Annotated in this window: 17 protein-coding genes and 1 pseudogene; 4 read left to right on the top strand and 14 right to left on the bottom strand. The window is 45.5% G+C overall.

Annotated elements, in window-relative coordinates; genetic code table 11:
* Positions 1-299: 299 nt before the first annotated feature.
* From B3K91_RS07065 to B3K91_RS07035, 7 genes are all read right to left on the bottom strand, one after another.
* Positions 300-1,472, bottom strand: a complete 1,173-nt coding sequence (locus B3K91_RS07065; protein WP_292594487.1) for an iron-containing alcohol dehydrogenase — start codon at positions 1,470-1,472, stop codon at positions 300-302.
* Between the two features lie 55 nt (positions 1,473-1,527).
* Entirely contained in the window at positions 1,528-2,328 is an 801-nt protein-coding gene (locus B3K91_RS07060; RefSeq protein WP_292589132.1) for an MBL fold metallo-hydrolase, read from the bottom strand.
* 147 nt (positions 2,329-2,475) lie between these two features.
* Positions 2,476-3,303 carry a metal ABC transporter permease gene (locus B3K91_RS07055; protein WP_214060809.1) on the bottom strand — a complete coding sequence of 276 codons (828 nt, stop codon included), beginning with the start codon at positions 3,301-3,303 and terminating at the stop codon, positions 2,476-2,478.
* On the bottom strand, positions 3,300-4,040 hold the full coding sequence (locus B3K91_RS07050; protein WP_102818824.1) for a metal ABC transporter ATP-binding protein: 741 nt from the start codon (positions 4,038-4,040) through the stop codon (positions 3,300-3,302). Before B3K91_RS07050 ends, B3K91_RS07055 begins: the two co-directional genes overlap by 4 nt.
* Positions 4,030-4,914 carry a metal ABC transporter substrate-binding protein gene (locus tag B3K91_RS07045; RefSeq protein ID WP_292589128.1) on the bottom strand — a complete coding sequence of 295 codons (885 nt, stop codon included), beginning with the start codon at positions 4,912-4,914 and terminating at the stop codon, positions 4,030-4,032. The genes B3K91_RS07050 and B3K91_RS07045 overlap by 11 nt, the downstream gene beginning before the upstream one ends.
* The gene (locus B3K91_RS07040; protein ID WP_258001668.1) at positions 4,911-5,306 is read right to left on the bottom strand and encodes a Fur family transcriptional regulator; all 396 of its coding nucleotides are present in this window, start codon (positions 5,304-5,306) and stop codon (positions 4,911-4,913) included. Before B3K91_RS07040 ends, B3K91_RS07045 begins: the two co-directional genes overlap by 4 nt.
* Positions 5,307-5,424: 118 nt before the next feature.
* Complete coding sequence (locus B3K91_RS07035) at positions 5,425-6,246, bottom strand: thermonuclease family protein (protein ID WP_292589126.1); 822 nt, start codon at positions 6,244-6,246, stop codon at positions 5,425-5,427.
* A gap of 180 nt (positions 6,247-6,426) precedes the next feature.
* On the opposite strand from B3K91_RS07035, the gene B3K91_RS07030 reads away from it, so the two are divergent.
* The gene (locus B3K91_RS07030; protein WP_292589124.1) at positions 6,427-7,218 is read left to right on the top strand and encodes a diguanylate cyclase domain-containing protein; all 792 of its coding nucleotides are present in this window, start codon (positions 6,427-6,429) and stop codon (positions 7,216-7,218) included.
* The gene (locus B3K91_RS07025; protein WP_292594484.1) at positions 7,215-8,174 is read left to right on the top strand and encodes an alpha/beta fold hydrolase; all 960 of its coding nucleotides are present in this window, start codon (positions 7,215-7,217) and stop codon (positions 8,172-8,174) included. Before B3K91_RS07030 ends, B3K91_RS07025 begins: the two co-directional genes overlap by 4 nt.
* On the opposite strand, the gene B3K91_RS07020 is transcribed toward B3K91_RS07025, so the two are convergent.
* Positions 8,171-8,599, bottom strand: a complete 429-nt coding sequence (locus B3K91_RS07020) for a hypothetical protein (RefSeq protein WP_292594482.1) — start codon at positions 8,597-8,599, stop codon at positions 8,171-8,173. The two genes, B3K91_RS07025 and B3K91_RS07020, sit on opposite strands and share 4 nt — an antisense overlap.
* A gap of 164 nt (positions 8,600-8,763) precedes the next feature.
* Here B3K91_RS07020 and B3K91_RS07015 point away from each other — a divergent pair, with 164 nt between their 5' ends.
* Positions 8,764-11,820 carry an alpha-mannosidase gene (locus B3K91_RS07015; protein WP_292594479.1) on the top strand — a complete coding sequence of 1,019 codons (3,057 nt, stop codon included), beginning with the start codon at positions 8,764-8,766 and terminating at the stop codon, positions 11,818-11,820.
* Between the two features lie 16 nt (positions 11,821-11,836).
* Here B3K91_RS07015 and B3K91_RS07010 read toward each other — a convergent pair whose 3' ends face one another.
* From B3K91_RS07010 to B3K91_RS06980, 6 genes and pseudogenes are all read right to left on the bottom strand, one after another.
* Positions 11,837-12,418 (bottom strand): flavodoxin family protein, encoded by a 582-nt coding sequence (locus B3K91_RS07010; protein WP_292594476.1) that lies wholly within the window; start codon positions 12,416-12,418, stop codon positions 11,837-11,839.
* 74 nt (positions 12,419-12,492) lie between these two features.
* Positions 12,493-12,726: a thioredoxin family protein gene (locus tag B3K91_RS07005; RefSeq protein ID WP_099829744.1), complete on the bottom strand. Its 234-nt coding sequence runs from the start codon at positions 12,724-12,726 to the stop codon at positions 12,493-12,495.
* An 18-nt stretch (positions 12,727-12,744) separates the two neighbouring features.
* Complete coding sequence (locus B3K91_RS07000) at positions 12,745-13,860, bottom strand: permease (RefSeq protein ID WP_099829743.1); 1,116 nt, start codon at positions 13,858-13,860, stop codon at positions 12,745-12,747.
* Between the two features lie 14 nt (positions 13,861-13,874).
* A pseudogene (locus tag B3K91_RS13615) lies at positions 13,875-14,408 on the bottom strand (permease).
* A complete protein-coding gene (locus tag B3K91_RS06985) occupies positions 14,405-14,884 on the bottom strand; it encodes a permease (protein ID WP_214060145.1) in 480 nt (159 codons plus the stop codon). Before B3K91_RS06985 ends, B3K91_RS13615 begins: the two are co-directional and overlap by 4 nt.
* A 6-nt stretch (positions 14,885-14,890) precedes the next feature.
* The gene (locus B3K91_RS06980; RefSeq protein WP_099829740.1) at positions 14,891-15,178 is read right to left on the bottom strand and encodes an ArsR/SmtB family transcription factor; all 288 of its coding nucleotides are present in this window, start codon (positions 15,176-15,178) and stop codon (positions 14,891-14,893) included.
* 205 nt (positions 15,179-15,383) lie between these two features.
* On the opposite strand from B3K91_RS06980, the gene B3K91_RS06975 reads away from it, so the two are divergent.
* Entirely contained in the window at positions 15,384-15,506 is a 123-nt protein-coding gene (locus B3K91_RS06975; protein ID WP_292594472.1) for a hypothetical protein, read from the top strand.
* Positions 15,507-15,520 lie beyond the last annotated feature (14 nt).

Genomic DNA, 15,520 nt, shown 5'->3' with positions numbered 1-15,520 from the left:
CGGGCATTGCGACCTGGGCCGTTCTTGCCCAGCCCTGCGTCTGATGTTTTACTCCAGCATCACTTCCACGTGCCAGCGAGCTTCGCTTCCCGACGAAGTCGGCATCATTTCTGCTTGTCCTCTCTTCTCGGTTGGAGAACGGTGGACCGTTGACGGTCAACTATAAATTCTCGCACTCTCGAAGCGAAGCTCTCGACAACGCTCTTTCTCGGCTGATCTTCACGAAGGACGGTCATGTTCTTGGACGGCGGAAGACGGTTCTTCACAGCGTTGAACGGATCTTTACGGCGAACTCTCTATCAATAAGACATCTCCAGAATCTTCTTCAAGTCTTCGGTCTTCAGGTCTCCTGGAGTCACCTCAACCAATCCGCCCATTGTTCTCATTGCGTCTTCAGCTAATCTGCCAAGCATAGATCTCTCGACTCCAAGCTCCTTAAGAGTGATATCGATTTCTACACTTTTCTGAAGCCTATGAATGAGTTCTATTGACATTTCAGAGAGCCTGTTGATATCTATCACGCTTCCTGGAGCTCCCATTATCTGAGCCACTCGCGCCAGTCTCTCTTTTGTATGAGGCCTGATGTAATCAAAGAAGGCAGGTCCTGTAGCACAAAGCCCCGCACCGTGTGTAGCATCGTAATGAGCACTTATTGGGTGTTCTAATGAGTGGTTTGCAATACAGCCCGATAGTGTTTCACAAATGCCGGCGGCAGTACTCGCCCAGGCAAGAGCAGTCCTGGCTTCAATATTATTCCCATCCGTGTATGCTATTGGTAAATAGTGATTTATAAGCGCCATTGCTTCCATCGCGAGAAGATCAGATGTCGGTTGATGATTTGTATTTATGTACGACTCAATTGCATGATAGAAGGCATCCATGCCGGTAGCTGCCGTCTGATAGGGGGGCAAGGTCTTCATAACCTCAGGATCCACAACGGAAATGACAGGAAAAGTCTGGTCGAATCCAACGCCTATCTTCTCGTTGGTTTCACTGTTCGTCACAACCGCAAAGGGGTCAGACTCGGTTCCTGTTCCGTGAGTTGTTGGAATGGCGATGATAGGGAGCGCAGCTTTCGGAACTCTTCCTCCTCCAGATCCGGTGTACTCCCAACATCGGCCACCATCTTTGGCCACCACTGCAATGAGCTTTGCCGAATCTATTGGGCTGCCTCCGCCAAGACCTATGACCATATCGCATTTTTCTCTGTTGGCAATTTCGGCGCCTTTGTCGACCGTTGATGATAGTGGGTTAGGTACTATATCATCAAACACAACACTTTCGATTCCACTTTTCTCCAAGATCGAGATCACTTCATCAAGAAGACCTGTTTTCTTCGTACTACTTCTTCCTGTTACTATCATTGCCTTCTTGCCCAGATTTCTGGCTAGTTTGCCTACCTTATTCACCGTACCCACACCAAAGACAATCCTTGTCGGCAGAAAATACTCAAAGTTCATCGTTTTGTCCATTTCTTCGACCTCCCAATTTGCTACTTCATGATTTGACGGTAATAGTCTTACACTGTTATATAAGAGACTCAAAGGTTTCTCCGGCTCGAAGCTCACAGACTTTGGCAGAAAACCTTCGCTCAATTGCCTTTATAACTTCATCCCCTGTACAGTGCCCAATGTGGAATTTCTCAATCTTAAATCCCTCTAAATAGTTGAAAATCCCATCAAGCTCCTCCTTTGTTTTGTGAAGCAAATGTAGGCCCCCAACCACAGCCTTCACCTCTCCATACTCAGAGGCTTGCTTGATTATGTTTCCAATACCCCTGTGAGAACAACCGGTTATTACCGTTACAATACCGCTCTCGACAAGAGCAAGAGAAAGCTCATCACCGAAGAAATCGCGAGTTTGCTTTCTGCCATCAACCTTGTTATGTTTCTCCTCAGGCCTCTCATCTGTGGCAAAAGGCGCTGCGGTCATTACATAGAGATCCTTTTCAATCTCCTTCGAAGAGCATACATTTTCTACTGACGCCCCAAGCTCTTCGAATTCTGCTCTATTAATTTTGGGACTTGACTCCACTTTACCGCTATACTTCGGCTCAAAACCACCTTCACCAATCAGTACTCTCTTTCCTCCAGACTCACGAAGTACGCTCTCTAAACCTCCAAGATGGTCGTAGTGACCGTGGCTGATGATAATCATTTCGATCTCAGACAAATCTATACCAAGTTTCGCTGCATTCTTAACAGCAACGTCTGTAGATCCGGTATCGAACAAGTACTTTTTTTTGCTTGATTCAATGTAAAAAGAGATACCGTGTTCAGACTCAAACCCTTTAAGAGCTTTGTCGTTGCACAAAACAGTTATCTTCATGTCATTTCTCCCTTCGCCGCCAAGCTCTCTACTCAATTCCCACTGTACAACAAGCTTCACCAACTATTCGGATCATATATCTATCTTTCTCAACTCCACCTGCAATCGACCAAGTTTGTACTATTGCGCATCTGATAGTCGTATCTTTCAAGATTCCTTTCCAATAAACCTCTTCAAAGAAGCTGACAACAAGAATTCCAAGAATAGTGCAACTACGATTACCGGTCCGGGAGGCATATCAAGCGCATAAGAAACGAATATGCCTATTATGCTAGCTACCACTGCCAGGCTCACAGAGAAAACGATCATACTTCTGAATGAGCGAGCGATAAGCTTCGCGGCCACTGCCGGAATGACCAGAAATGCCGTAACCAGTATAATTCCTGCAATCTTGACTGAGCTTACAACACTCAAGCTGATTCCTACTAGGACTGCATAGTGAATGGCCCCAACAGGCACACCGTAATGCTTCGCCATTCCCTCGTCATACGAGTAATATAGAAGCTCTCTGTAGAATATCGTGAAGAAGGCCATAGCGACAAGGTTAGCTGCGATAAGCAGCCAAACGTCTTCAGAAGTAACCATCAGGATGTTCCCGAAGAACAGGCCCATCACATCCGGTGTGTATCCTCTTACAAATGAAAGCGCGATTACTCCCAGAGACATCGAAAGAGGAAGGAGCATTCCGATTACGCTGCTTTCGGACAACTTGTTCCTCCTGGTAAAGTAGCTTACGGCAATTGCAAAGACAACGGCGGTAATTGCCGCCATAAGCAAATAATCCGTTCCGAGAAGTAGGCCGAAAGCAATTCCTCCAAATGTCGCATGAGCTGCACCATCTCCAATGAACTCTATCCTTCTTAGCACAACCACACTCGAGAACACTCCAGTTAGTGAACTTACGAGAATGGCGGCCACTAATGCGTTTCTCAGGAAACCGTAGCTTATGATGTCCTTCACAAAATCCTGAATCATAAGTGGTGCTCCCTTTCGAAGTGATCTCTCGATCTTATGAAAAGGTCGAGGTCGCCAGAAAAAGCTGATTGCAGTTCTTCTGGTCGTATCTTGTCAGCAGATGTGTGGCAATGAAGGGTCTTGTTAATACACATCACAGTATCACAAGCTTCAAAAACCATTCCAATATCATGGCTCACCATAAGTATTCCCATGTTTTTATCGTTCTTTAGTGACTCAAGCAACCTGTAAAAGGAGGCTTTTCCCATTTCGTCCACACCGGCTTCAGGCTCGTCCAGTATCAACAACTCCGGTTCTGATGCCAATGCCCTCGCAAGCATCAGCCGTTGATACTCGCCGCCGGAGAGTGTACCGGCTCTCCTTTCCTTCAGATCATATATACCTACCCTTTCTAGAAGATCCTCAACTTTCTTCCAATCGCACTTTCTCAGGGGTTTCAGGATTCCGCGCTCTCCATAGAGACCCATCGCGGCCACTTCCTTAACTCTTATTGGGAAGTCTCGCTTTCTTTCGGGGCTCTGAGACAAGTATCCAATTTTCGCTGAAACAGACACCTTCCCCGAATAGTCGCTCAGATCACCAACGATCGCTTTAATTAGCGTTGTCTTTCCGGCACCGTTTGGACCAATTATTCCTACGAATTCTCTTCTGGACACTTCGAAAGACACGTCCCTCAGGATCCAGTGGCTGCCGATCTTGTAGCTCAAGCTCTCTACTCTTAGGATTCTACTCTCCATCAAAGACCCTCTTGATCTCTCCGAGATTCCACTGCAACAGCTCGATGATGCCGCTCATTGAAATTCCAAGACTGTCAAGCTCCCCATGTCTTACAGATGTCTCGGCCGTCAGAATATCTATGGCTCTCTTAGAGTGCTGGTACTCCGCAAAGATACCAACAACTTCCTCGCCCCTCACAAAATCGACAAGTTTCTTTATCTCGCCTATTGTAGGCTCATCTCCTATCCCTTCTAGAACCGGTTCGAGTCTCAATCCATATCTTCTGAAGAAATAGGTAAAGCTGGGGTGTGCAACAATGACTACGCTTCCACGAAACTTCTCAAGGTATGAATTTGCCTCTTCATCGAACTCCTGCAGATCATCAATAAGCTGCGCAGCATTCGCTGAAAAGTACCCAGATTTCTCTGGTGCGATTTCTGAGAGCGCTTCAACTAGAAAGGGTATAACGTAATCAGTAAGAATCACTGGATCAAGCCAAATGTGAGGATTCACGTGATGGTCATGTTCGTGTTCTTCGTTCTGCTCTTCTTTCTCCATGATAAGCTCCTTGGGCAAGAGATTCCCAATGTACACAACCGTCTTGCCTCGGGAGGCGAGATCGTCCAGATGTCTTTCCAGGAAAATCTCAAGATCTAGGCCGTTTGCTATTACCAGGTCCGCTCCATCCAGTCTTCTTATGTCAGAGATCTTTGGAGAGAAAATGTGGGGGTTCTGACCCGGCCCTATAAGAAGATCTACCTGAGCATTTTGACCCACGATTTCCTTTACAATCAAATAGTAGGGATTAATCGTTGCAACTATCCTGAGCGAAAAAACTGTACCCGAAAGTAATGTAATCAGCAGAAAAGGAATCAATATTACTCTTCTTGTCATACTCTGCCCTCCTCAACATCGGAGACGATCTTTCTCCTGCAATCCCCGCAGATTCCAATGAAGTAAAACACATGGTTAGTAATCGTAAAATCTCGGTTTTCCGCAACTCTCTTTGCAAAAGAATCGACAAAGCACTCATAGAAAGGCTTAGTTTTGTGGCATTTCTTGCAGTGCAGAAAATGAACTGGCTCCCTCTGACTGCTGAAATAGAATCTAGTCTCGCACTCGAATGATATCGAGCGGATAAGACCCTCGTCCTCAAGAAAGGAAAGACCTCTATAAACGCTTGAGAGATTAGGTTTTTCATCAAGCATTTCATGAATTGAATCAGCGCTCAACGGCAATTCAGATTTATCTATGATCTCCAGAACTTCTCTTCTGAGTGATGTCATTCTCTTCAAAGGGCACCTCCTATAGGCAAACAATTCGCGCAAATCATTTGCACTACATTTTCGCACATTTCTCACTTCCTGTCAATTCTTGGTTTGCAGCATTTTCTTGTGAAGAGCTTCAGAAAGCCCCCAATGGTAAAAGAGGAAGAGTCTTTGCAAGCTGAGCTACTCCTATGATCTCTATTCCCGGGTCTCTGATCAGCATCAAAGCCTTACCAGAAGTATCCTGCCAGACTTCTCCATAGACTCTGATCCTCTTTCTATAGAGCACCTGCAGATCTGCCTGATCGAGCGCGAAAAGCGATGCCTCCTCTGACCTGATTCGAACCACAATGTCATCGCCCACTAAGGTGAGACCGTTTACCGACGTTACTTCGAATTCCACCCAGATCACTCTTCCCAAAAAACCCCCTGACTGGTAAGAATAGAGATTTCCTCTCACAATTGAAGCATCAAATACAGGAGACTGATCATAGAAAGTGAAGATCCCCCTTCTACTCCTGAAAGCTTCTCTGTAAGCATTCCTTATCTCAGATGAATAATGGGACGTGTCCTCATAGGTAAGAGGTCTGGCCAAACCTTGCCTAACTATATCAGAATTTATCAAGGTACCTTCCGAGTCAAAAAGATACGCAAGGTGTCTGCCGTATGTATCCTTTCCATGAAGCTCAAGGGTAACTTTTCCACTCTCGCGTGTTATCATTTCCAGATAATCTTTCGCTTCATCGGCAAACTGGCCCGCTGGTTTGCTGCCTGATCTAGTTTCCGGCGCATCTATTCCTATAAGCCTTACAGTGCCGTTTAGCGCCTTCACCGTAACGGAATCACCATCAATTACCGAGGTAACCGTAGTGACAAGTCTTGAGCGGTCGCATGCCTGCAGGAGAAGGAGTGCAATCAACAACAGGGAAGCCATGGCTAACGCAGCTCTTTTCTTCAATATCCGCTCCTCCTTTCCAATATTAAGACATCAGTACCATTATACCGACAAGTGCGGAGATCTCTCGCCTGCATCTGTTTCATGATTAAGCTTTCTGAACAGATACCTTATTCCTACTAACAGAGGTTACAATATGACTGAGGCTACGATAAGTACGTGCAGTACAAAGGTGGTGTGATAATGAGACTGGATAATCTCTCTGAGAATATTCCGGATCTTTTTCTCGAAGCTCTAATGGGAATTGAAGATGGAATAGCGATTATCGATGAACACTCAAATACGGTATTTGCAAACAACGCTGCGTCTATCATGATAGAAGACATCAAAGAAGAGATCTCGAAGAAGATAAGAGAAGTTAAGCACTCAAGCGAGGACTCGTTGGAGTTTCATCACATTAGACGTGCTGGAAGGTGGTTAAGGTATTATGTAAAGAGACTGTCGGTGTCGGAGAGAGTCTTCTTTCTCTTCGTGGTTGAAGATATCTCCGACCTGAAGCTGGCCGAACAAACTATCTCCCAACTGGCTCACTTCGACGGCGAAACCGGTCTTCCAAATTACGTGCTTTTCAGAGATAGAGTTAACATGGCGTTATTCAGGAGCAGAAGAAATAACTCCTCCTCTATGGTCGCTGCCTTCGAGTTTGTGAGCAAAGGAGGGGTATCGAGTATCGAAGAATCAACGATAATCGATATGGCACACTCGCTGGTGAGAGGGATTAGAAAGAATGACACGCTCTGCAGATTCTCAAGAAGAGAGTTTCTACTTCTAGCTGAAGATCTGAAGGATTACAGAAATGCCAGCACAATACTTCGAAAGGCCCTCAACGCATTCAAAATCTGGCAAGAAAACTGTGGCGAGTTCTCTATGGAACTAAGGGCGGGATTTGTATTGCTCCCGAGAGATGGTGTTGATGCCGAGCAGCTTGTCAATAAGGCCTTCGCTTCAATTCACAGTTCAGAGGCAAGAAAATGAAGATCTTGCTCATCATGACCTCGCTGATCTCAATACTGCTGATCGCGCCTTTTTTAATACCGGTGAGCGATCTTGAAAATACTGTGGTCCCAAGGCTTCTAGCCGATGAAGACAGTATGTTCGTCACGATCAATAATGCAGACATCCACTACAAAGCAAAAGGAGAAGGCAAACCCCTTTTAATGCTGCTACATGGATTCGGAGCAAGCACTTTCTCATGGAGAGAAGTGATCGGTCCTCTCTCTGAAGAGTTCTCTGTTATTGCTTTCGACAGACCTGGATTTGGCCTGACCTCAAGACCACTTGGCGAGGATATCAGTTCTTTCAACCCATACTCTTTGGAAGGACAGGTTGAGTTAACAGTATCGCTTATGGAATATTTGGGATTCGAAGAGGCAGTGCTCGTTGGTCACTCGGCCGGAGGGCTTACAGCTCTTGAAGTCGCGGCTCAACACCCAGAAAAAGTGCTTTGCCTTGTCCTGGTTGACGCGGCGATCTACACAGAAGACACAGACAGTTTCTTGTTCAAGATACTTACGAGCACTCCTCAGGGAAGGCATTTGGGGCCGCTTATCTCGAGAACTCTCTTGAGAAACTCAGACAGTATCCTGGAAATGGCGTGGTATGATCCGGAAAGACTGACTGATGAAATACGTGAAGGTTACAGAAAGCCGCTTAAGGCATCAAACTGGGACAGGGCTCTCTGGGAACTTACACTCGCAAGAAGACCTTATGACTCCTCAAAGGTACAGAGCGTAAGAATCCCATCTCTAGTCATTACTGGCGGCTCTGACAGAATTGTCCCTGTGCAGGACTCAATTAGACTGGCCGAAGAGTTGCATTCTGCCGAGCTCTTCATCCTTCCCGAAACCGGCCATCTCCCACAAGAGGAAAGTCCAGCTCTTTTTCTGGAGATTGTCATTCCCTTTGTCAGATCGCTGATTGAAAAAGACTAGATTATCGGGAACCAGATAAACTCTGGAGCAAGTAGATGCAGAAAGAACGAGAGCCATGTGACGATCATCAGAGCTCTGTGCAATGGTCTCCACTTATTCTTCATAGCAGGAACGTACTTGCCCAGAAGGTAGACTACGGACTGGGCCAAGACGCTTAAGAAGACCAGGCTTCCGCTGTAGAGAATGAAGCCGCCGGTTGCCAGGTATCCGTGTAATAAAGCGGAAAGCATAAGCACAGAGCCAGTCCAAGGGTGAACAATAGCAAGAAATCGAACCTGCTTCACGAAGGCCGCTCTCGGAGGGTTTTCAAGTTTTGAAGAGCGTTTTAGGGTTGACCGCCTAAGAATAAACAGTGATGTATTAAAGAGCAGTAAAATAAAGTTGAACCATCCGAGAAACCTCATAGTATCAAGCAACGAAGACACCTCCTACATCAATCAACACTACAAGATACCAGCGTGATATAGAAACCGGCACTATATGACACTCACTGTTTTTCGGTAATCGTACTCTTGGCATGTTTCTTTACTTACAGTTCATTATGGTCTAATGAGTGTAGCTCCGAAAATGTGTTAGGGAGAGGTGCACTATGTACTATTCTAAGGAAAGCGCTAGAGGTAAGTTTCTTCGGTCCATCGGTGAAATGTACCCATACACAATCAAAAAAAGGAAGAGAATCGACTCCTGGTCCTTCAATTCAAGAAGAGTCTCCCCGGAGTTCAAGTGGTCTCCCGATAGCTTTCCGGTATATTTTTCAAGGGAGATCGAACTCCCGCCAATTGATGCTGATGAGCAGCTCATTCTCAGAAACTGGTTTGGTGGAGAATCACTAGTGAGAATCAATGGAATTACCTATGGAGAGATCAATACACATCACAGAGAGCTCGATCTTTCCGTTTTTGCCGGCGAAGTGGTCCTTTATGAAGCGGATGTTGTTCCCAAGGGGCTCTTTGGAAGCAGTATCAAAGAACCTGTGTTCTCAGAGTCCGATCTACTTATTGTTGATTCAGATATCAAGCGAATTATAGGGAAGCTTAGAAATCTGATAGAGCTTTTCACCTATACTGATGATGAAGTTCTCGCTAGTAGTCTCTACAGAATTCTGTCGGATAACTTTGCCGGAATAAGAATCCCGAGAGATTCATCCAGCTACTGGAAGGCAGTTCTAGATGATCCGGAGATCTCTGGCGAGGTATCGGCGGTATGGCTGCCTGAGGAATTCACTAGATCTGAAGGTCAACGACTTAGTGAAGAAGATCACAACACATTCACTGAAGCAGAGAGAAATGTTGAAGAAGAACTTGCAAATCTCAAGAGACGCTTCCCTAGTCGGCTTACAATGACGCTTTCTGGTCATGCACACATTGACTACGCGTGGTTATGGCCGCTAGAGGAGACTAGAAGAAAGATACTCAGGACTTTTTCCAATTCTGTGAGGCTTGCAAAAAAGTATCCCGAGTACATTTTCTCACAGTCTTCCGCTGCTATGTACAGAGATGTAATGGAAAGAGACCCCGGTCTATTCAAGGAAATACAGCTCCTTGTGAAAGAAGGTCGCTGGGAGTTGCTGGGTGGAATGTGGGTAGAGAGTGACACCAACCTGCTGAACGGCGAATCTTTGGTAAGGCAGTTTCTCTACGGTCAAAGATTCTTCATGGAGCATTTTGGAAGAAAGTGCAGCACTGTATGGCTTCCAGATGTCTTCGGATTCTCCTGGATTCTTCCTCAGATTATCCGGAAGGCAGGTATGGACTCTTTTTTCACAACGAAAATGACCTGGAACGAGAAGAATAGCCTCCCCCACGATCTATTTGTGTGGAGAGGAATAGACGGTTCTGAGGTAATCTACCACAGCTTCAAGAATCCATCCAATGGATACAACGGTCTTCTGGAACCAAAAGACATCCTGACAACTGCAAAGAACTTCAAAGACCAAGATTTGTTCCCAGAAACCGTCTTTTCATTTGGCTATGGTGATGGAGGCGGGGGACCTACAGATGAGATGATCGAAAACTACAGGTTTCTCAAGGATCTGCCTGGAATGCCCGAACTGGTGATGAGAAGCTTTGAGAGTTACTTTAAGCGGGCAGAAGAGGTCTCTCGCTCGTTTCACGTACATGACGGCGAATTGTATCTTGAGCTTCACCGTGGCACTTACACCTCTCAGGGAAGAATCAAAATGGCTCACAAAGAGTGTGAAGATTTGCTAAGACTTGCGGAGATGCTTGGCGCAATCTCAGGCTATAAGCCCGGGGAGATCGAATTACTATGGAGGATCCTCCTTCAGAATGAGTTCCATGATATTCTGCCTGGTTCATCAATAAAGGAGGTTTATGAGGACGCATTGAACGAACTGGATGAAGTCCATTCAGCCACATCGTCAATGGTTCAGGCCTCTTTTGATCGATTGACGGACGAAGACAATATGAAACTGACAGTCTTCAATCCGAGTTCTTTCTGCAGGAAACTTGAATTCACTGCACAGGGTTCGAAAGAACCGTTTTGCCCTACGGGTGAATTCTCTTGCCAGTTGTTGGATAACGGTGATACTTTGTTCTTATCAGAGCTGGAAATTCCTCCCACCGGCTTCGTAACAATAGAGTTCTCTAATAAAGAGATCGTGAACCCGCACACAGAATATCACGACTCAAAGTTGATGGAAAACGAATATCTCACTGTTGAAGTAGATGCAGAAGGAATAAGTGTTTATGACAAAGAACACTTAAGAGACGTATTCGATGGAAAAGCCTCAATAGCGATTTTCAAAGACATTCCCTCTTACTGGGACGCATGGGACATCGAAAGAGATTATCGTAACACCGCAGAGAGCCTGAAGCCTTCGGTGATTAAGAAAACTGAATTCGGCCCAATAAGAGAGACAATCAGATGCGTCTTTCAGGCGGGGAAGACAAGGATAATCCAAGACATTTCTCTTTACAGAAACTCAAGACGTGTCGAGGTAAAGAACACAGTTGACTGGCATATGAGAAGAACAATGCTCAGAGCCTTGTTCCCCTTGAAAGTCCTCACAAGACAGGCAAGATATGACCTTTCATGCGGGTTCATTACACGACCCACAACAGAAAACGATGTAATAGAACAGGCGGCTTTTGAGGTCCCCGGTCATAGATGGGTAGATCTATCAGAATACGATTACGGTATATCGATATTGAACGACGGGAAGTATGGTTACGGAGTAAGAGGATGCAATGTGTCCCTTAACTTGCTTAGATCTCCAGTATTTCCCGACTTCACAGCAGACGAAGGGCGTCACGAATTCACATACGCTGTTTTTCCTCATGAAAGTTGCGATCTGCTCAAGACAGTTCAAGAGGCAGAATTACTTAATACAAGACTACTTACGAGTAAGGGGTCTTTCAGGGCGAATTCACCGATCTTCGAAGTGAAGGCGTCGACTTTAAGGATTATGGCCTTCAAGATCGCCGAGAATGGGAAGGGTAGAATACTCAGGGTATGTGAGCTGTTAGGATCAAGAGGCACAGCTGTGATAAGGAGCACTCTGGATTTTGAAAGGGCCTATCTCACAAATCTTCTCGAGGAAAGGATAGAAGAGCTGGATGTTTCTCATAGCACCTTCTCTCTGAACTACGAGCCTTTCGGGATCTATACGATCCTGCTGGAATAGTGGTTTTCCGTAAATACTAAGAGTTCCCCGCAGTTCTTTTCAGAAGCCAGGCCATATTCTGACCAAGAGTTTTCATAGTTCTTATACCCTCTCTGTCGCCTTTAAAATCGCCCTTCTTCCAGGCAATTGAGAGATTCCAATATGAAGATCCAGGTACTATCATCTGAGAGATAAGGAAGAGGTGATTAATTGAATCGAAAGCATGTACCGAGCCTCCTCTTCGAACGGCTATGACAGCGGCTCCCACTTTCCGCTTAAGCATTGCATCATTAGCAAGAGCAACCATTCCCACTCTGTCGATTAGAGCCTTCACTTCAGGAGACACATCGGCAAAGTAAGTCGGAGAACCAATGATGATACCGTCGGCTTCAAGCATCTTCTCGATGCAACCATTGACGTAATCGCCGTCTATTATGCATCTCCTATCCTTCGTCTTGAAGCAGACATTGCAGGCAGTGCAACCTCTTACGGAATTTCCACCTATCTGAACCGCTTCGGTATCGATTCCTTCTTCGCGCAGTACACCTAGGACTTCTTCAATCATCTTTGACGTATTCCCGTCCCGGCGAGGACTTCCGTTGAAAGCCACAACCTTCATATCAAACCTCCCAAACCCATGAAAAATGGAGGGATTCAACCCTCCACAAATCTAACATCTGAGAGCCCTCTTATTCAACCCTTAATTAGTCTCTTGGCTTCATCAATAGAGGGGATCTTGCCTGACAAAACGATTTTTCCGTCAATTGCTACGGCCGGTGTCGAAACAATTCCCTTCTCCATTATTGCCATCATGTCCGTTACCTTATCAACTTCTGCATCTGAACCTAGCTCTTCGACAGCCTTTTTCATGATCTTCTCAGTTTGCTTGCATCTCGGACAGCCTGAACCAAAGATTTCGATCTTCACTATACGACCTCCTTAATCCTAAAATAGATTTCCATATATGAATCCCCAAAACGTAGAGAAGACAACTACTAATCCAAAGTAAGTGAAAGCTCTCTTCTTTCCAAGAAGGCGGGTGATAACAATCATGCTGGGCAAACTAAGTGAGTTGCCAGCCATGAAAAGCGCCAGTGCAGGACCCTTACCCATTCCTAGAGACATGAGCGACTGGACGATAGGCACTTCAGTCAGAGTCGCAAAATACATGAATGCTCCAAAGACAGATGCGAAGAGAGTTGAGCCGAGTCTGTTACCTCCGAGAAGCGATTCTACGAAGCTTTGCGGAAGCGCACTGGAAATGATTCCTGCCGCAAAAACCCCAAAGAAGAGGTAAGGAAGAATCTTCTTTGCAAAGTCCCATGTTTCACCTATCCACTGATTTCTCAGTTCTCCCTTGAAACGTATAGCCATCACAAAAACTGCAATAGCGGAGATAATCAGTATTGATGCCTTAACAATCGGATTGATAGCCAGCCCGCCAACAATTAGGAAAGTCATTTGCAGACCCAGAAAAGCAATCGCTTCGGGCCAGGAAATCTGATCATCCGATTCCTGAGTCGCAAAACCTCCCGATCCCTTCTCTCTGAAGATGCTCTGCATAGTTAATCCAATGACAATCGCTGAAGTCGAGGCCCCAACGATTCTCACAAGTGCTATCTCCCAGCCGATCGCGCTTCCAGTAAGAAAGATCGCAGCAACGTTTATCGCCGGACCGCTGAAGAGAAAGGCAACTGCCGGTCCTAGACCAGCGCCCCGTTTGTAGATACCACCGAAAAGAGGAAGAATCGTACACGAGCAAACTGCCAGAATTCCACCAGAAACGGCGGCGATTGGGTATGAAATGATCTTTCGGGCGTCGGGACCCAGTAGTTTTAATATTGCGTCTTTCCGTATAAATACAGTGATAGTTCCCGCTATGAAAAAGGCAGGTACAAGACAGAGAAGTACGTGTTCTCTTGCATATGAACCAAGCATTGTAAATCCGCTGATTATCGCATCCTGCACATATTGGCTTCCAAAAGGCAGAAAATAGAAAACCAGAAAACCAGTTGCCAGCAATCCGAACTTCGTAACCTCTTTCTTCAAATCTTTCTCCATCTCAAAAATGCCTCCTATTCACTAAGGCCGGTACACTGTGCATATATCGCTTCAATACTTTCCTTTCCGGTTATTATTTCGAGTATTACCGCCATAAGAAGTATTCCCGGAATGTTTATCACCAGTCTGAGCAGAGCGAACCCTGCTCCCATTGATCCCATCTCGAACATAAACATCGGAATCTTAGTTGTTGACCATGCTCCGATGAAGATCAGCACATTCGAAAACTTCACTCCTTTCTTCATGAAGACCGCTGCTATTGGAAAGGCTCCATATAAAGGCCCCGCCGCAGCCGCTCCAAGAAGAAAGGAAAGTACTATTCCCTTAATACCTGATTCTTCTCCCAGATGTCAGATAATCCTTTCTCTCGGAATCCATACATCGAGAAGGCCCAATAGGATAAATATCGGAGGAATAACAGACAACATCTCCAGAAAACTCGATCCAGTAATGCTCAAAGCGCTTCGCCCGAGCTGATTGTCGGCGGCAAATACAACAGAAACGACAGCTGCCATTACTAGTGGAAAGACATACCTTTTCGCCTTCATCCCAAAATCATTCCCATAAGACCTGCCACTATAAACGAGAATCCAAATGCCATCACATTTCTAATAATCGTCAGTCTGCTCCCGAAATACTTCTTCTCCACTGGAAAAGTTGCAACTCCAACCATCATGAGAGTGGAGATGAAAAGAGCTATCTGAGTTATCCCGGCACCGTTATCTACCAAGATGGCCGCCGTAGGAAAAGCGACAAAACCGGGAATCAGCGTGATAGACCCCACTATTGAAGCTATCATCAACCCCCAAACTCCCGAACTTTCTCCCAGCAGCTGCGAGATTGTCTCGGGATTCAAAAGCGCAATGAGTAGCCCAACAAAAAGCATAATTGCTATAAGTTCAGGAAGGATTCGCTCAAATGATGTCCAAGCCTTCTTGAGAGCCAACAATGTCTTCTTGCGGCTCTTAATGAGAGAAACCAAAAGAAGCAATCCAGTAACTGCATATATGATAACGCTGTACATGGGTCGCTACTCCGTTTCTTCCGAAGACTCATCAGTAATAGAGTGAGCAAGCTTAATAATCTCCAGGACCCTACTGTCTGCTATGCTGAGCTCCTTTCTCGTACCATTCCTTTTCTCAACAATAAGCTTCGCATCGACTAAGGCCTTGACATGTCTCGAGAGAGTTGTTTTGTCTATGGGGAACAAGTCGTCGAACTCGCAGACGCACAGAGTACCTTCTGAAAGACGCTCCAGTATTTTCAAACGCCACCTGCAACCTAGTGCCTTGAAAAGCATTACTGTCTTCTTGTTCATCGAGACACCTCCTGTCAAGATACACTCATAGAATAACCGATATTGCATTGTTGTGCAACAATGAAACTTAACGTTCCGAAAAAGCTCGGAAAACAATCGGCGAGTATCATATTCATATATTCGAATGTGAGAATATTGGAGGCAGTATATTGGAACAGAAACTTGACCTTTTCAGCAAGTACCTTACAGTGTGGGTGGGGTAGCTATGTTTCTAGGGGCCATACTGGGTAACATTCTTCCCGGTCTATCAAATTCCCTTGGGAACTGGCAAACCGCAAATGTGTCAATTCCTGTGGCAGTAGTCCTGCTCTTCATGATTACCCAATAATGCTAAAAATCGAG

The sequence above is a fragment of the Mesotoga sp. UBA5847 genome, from assembly GCF_002432735.1.
In the GTDB taxonomy this organism is placed as follows: Bacteria; Thermotogota; Thermotogae; order Petrotogales; family Kosmotogaceae; genus Mesotoga.
This window is presented reverse-complemented; position numbering and strand designations above follow the sequence as displayed.

Coding starts and splice junctions, on each gene's coding strand:
- B3K91_RS06985 (WP_214060145.1), bottom strand. CDS start 14,884: ATGTACAGCGTTATCATATATGCAGTTACTGGATTGCTTCTTTTGGTT.
- B3K91_RS07010 (WP_292594476.1), bottom strand. CDS start 12,418: ATGAAGGTTGTGGCTTTCAACGGAAGTCCTCGCCGGGACGGGAATACG.
- B3K91_RS07060 (WP_292589132.1), bottom strand. CDS start 2,328: ATGAAGATAACTGTTTTGTGCAACGACAAAGCTCTTAAAGGGTTTGAG.
- B3K91_RS07055 (WP_214060809.1), bottom strand. CDS start 3,303: ATGATTCAGGATTTTGTGAAGGACATCATAAGCTACGGTTTCCTGAGA.
- B3K91_RS07000 (WP_099829743.1), bottom strand. CDS start 13,860: ATGGAGAAAGATTTGAAGAAAGAGGTTACGAAGTTCGGATTGCTGGCA.
- B3K91_RS07045 (WP_292589128.1), bottom strand. CDS start 4,914: ATGACAAGAAGAGTAATATTGATTCCTTTTCTGCTGATTACATTACTT.
- B3K91_RS07025 (WP_292594484.1), top strand. CDS start 7,215: ATGAAGATCTTGCTCATCATGACCTCGCTGATCTCAATACTGCTGATC.
- B3K91_RS06980 (WP_099829740.1), bottom strand. CDS start 15,178: ATGAACAAGAAGACAGTAATGCTTTTCAAGGCACTAGGTTGCAGGTGG.
- B3K91_RS07050 (WP_102818824.1), bottom strand. CDS start 4,040: ATGGAGAGTAGAATCCTAAGAGTAGAGAGCTTGAGCTACAAGATCGGC.
- B3K91_RS06975 (WP_292594472.1), top strand. CDS start 15,384: ATGTTTCTAGGGGCCATACTGGGTAACATTCTTCCCGGTCTATCAAAT.
- B3K91_RS07030 (WP_292589124.1), top strand. CDS start 6,427: ATGAGACTGGATAATCTCTCTGAGAATATTCCGGATCTTTTTCTCGAA.
- B3K91_RS07040 (WP_258001668.1), bottom strand. CDS start 5,306: ATGACATCACTCAGAAGAGAAGTTCTGGAGATCATAGATAAATCTGAA.
- B3K91_RS07065 (WP_292594487.1), bottom strand. CDS start 1,472: ATGGACAAAACGATGAACTTTGAGTATTTTCTGCCGACAAGGATTGTC.
- B3K91_RS07015 (WP_292594479.1), top strand. CDS start 8,764: ATGTACTATTCTAAGGAAAGCGCTAGAGGTAAGTTTCTTCGGTCCATC.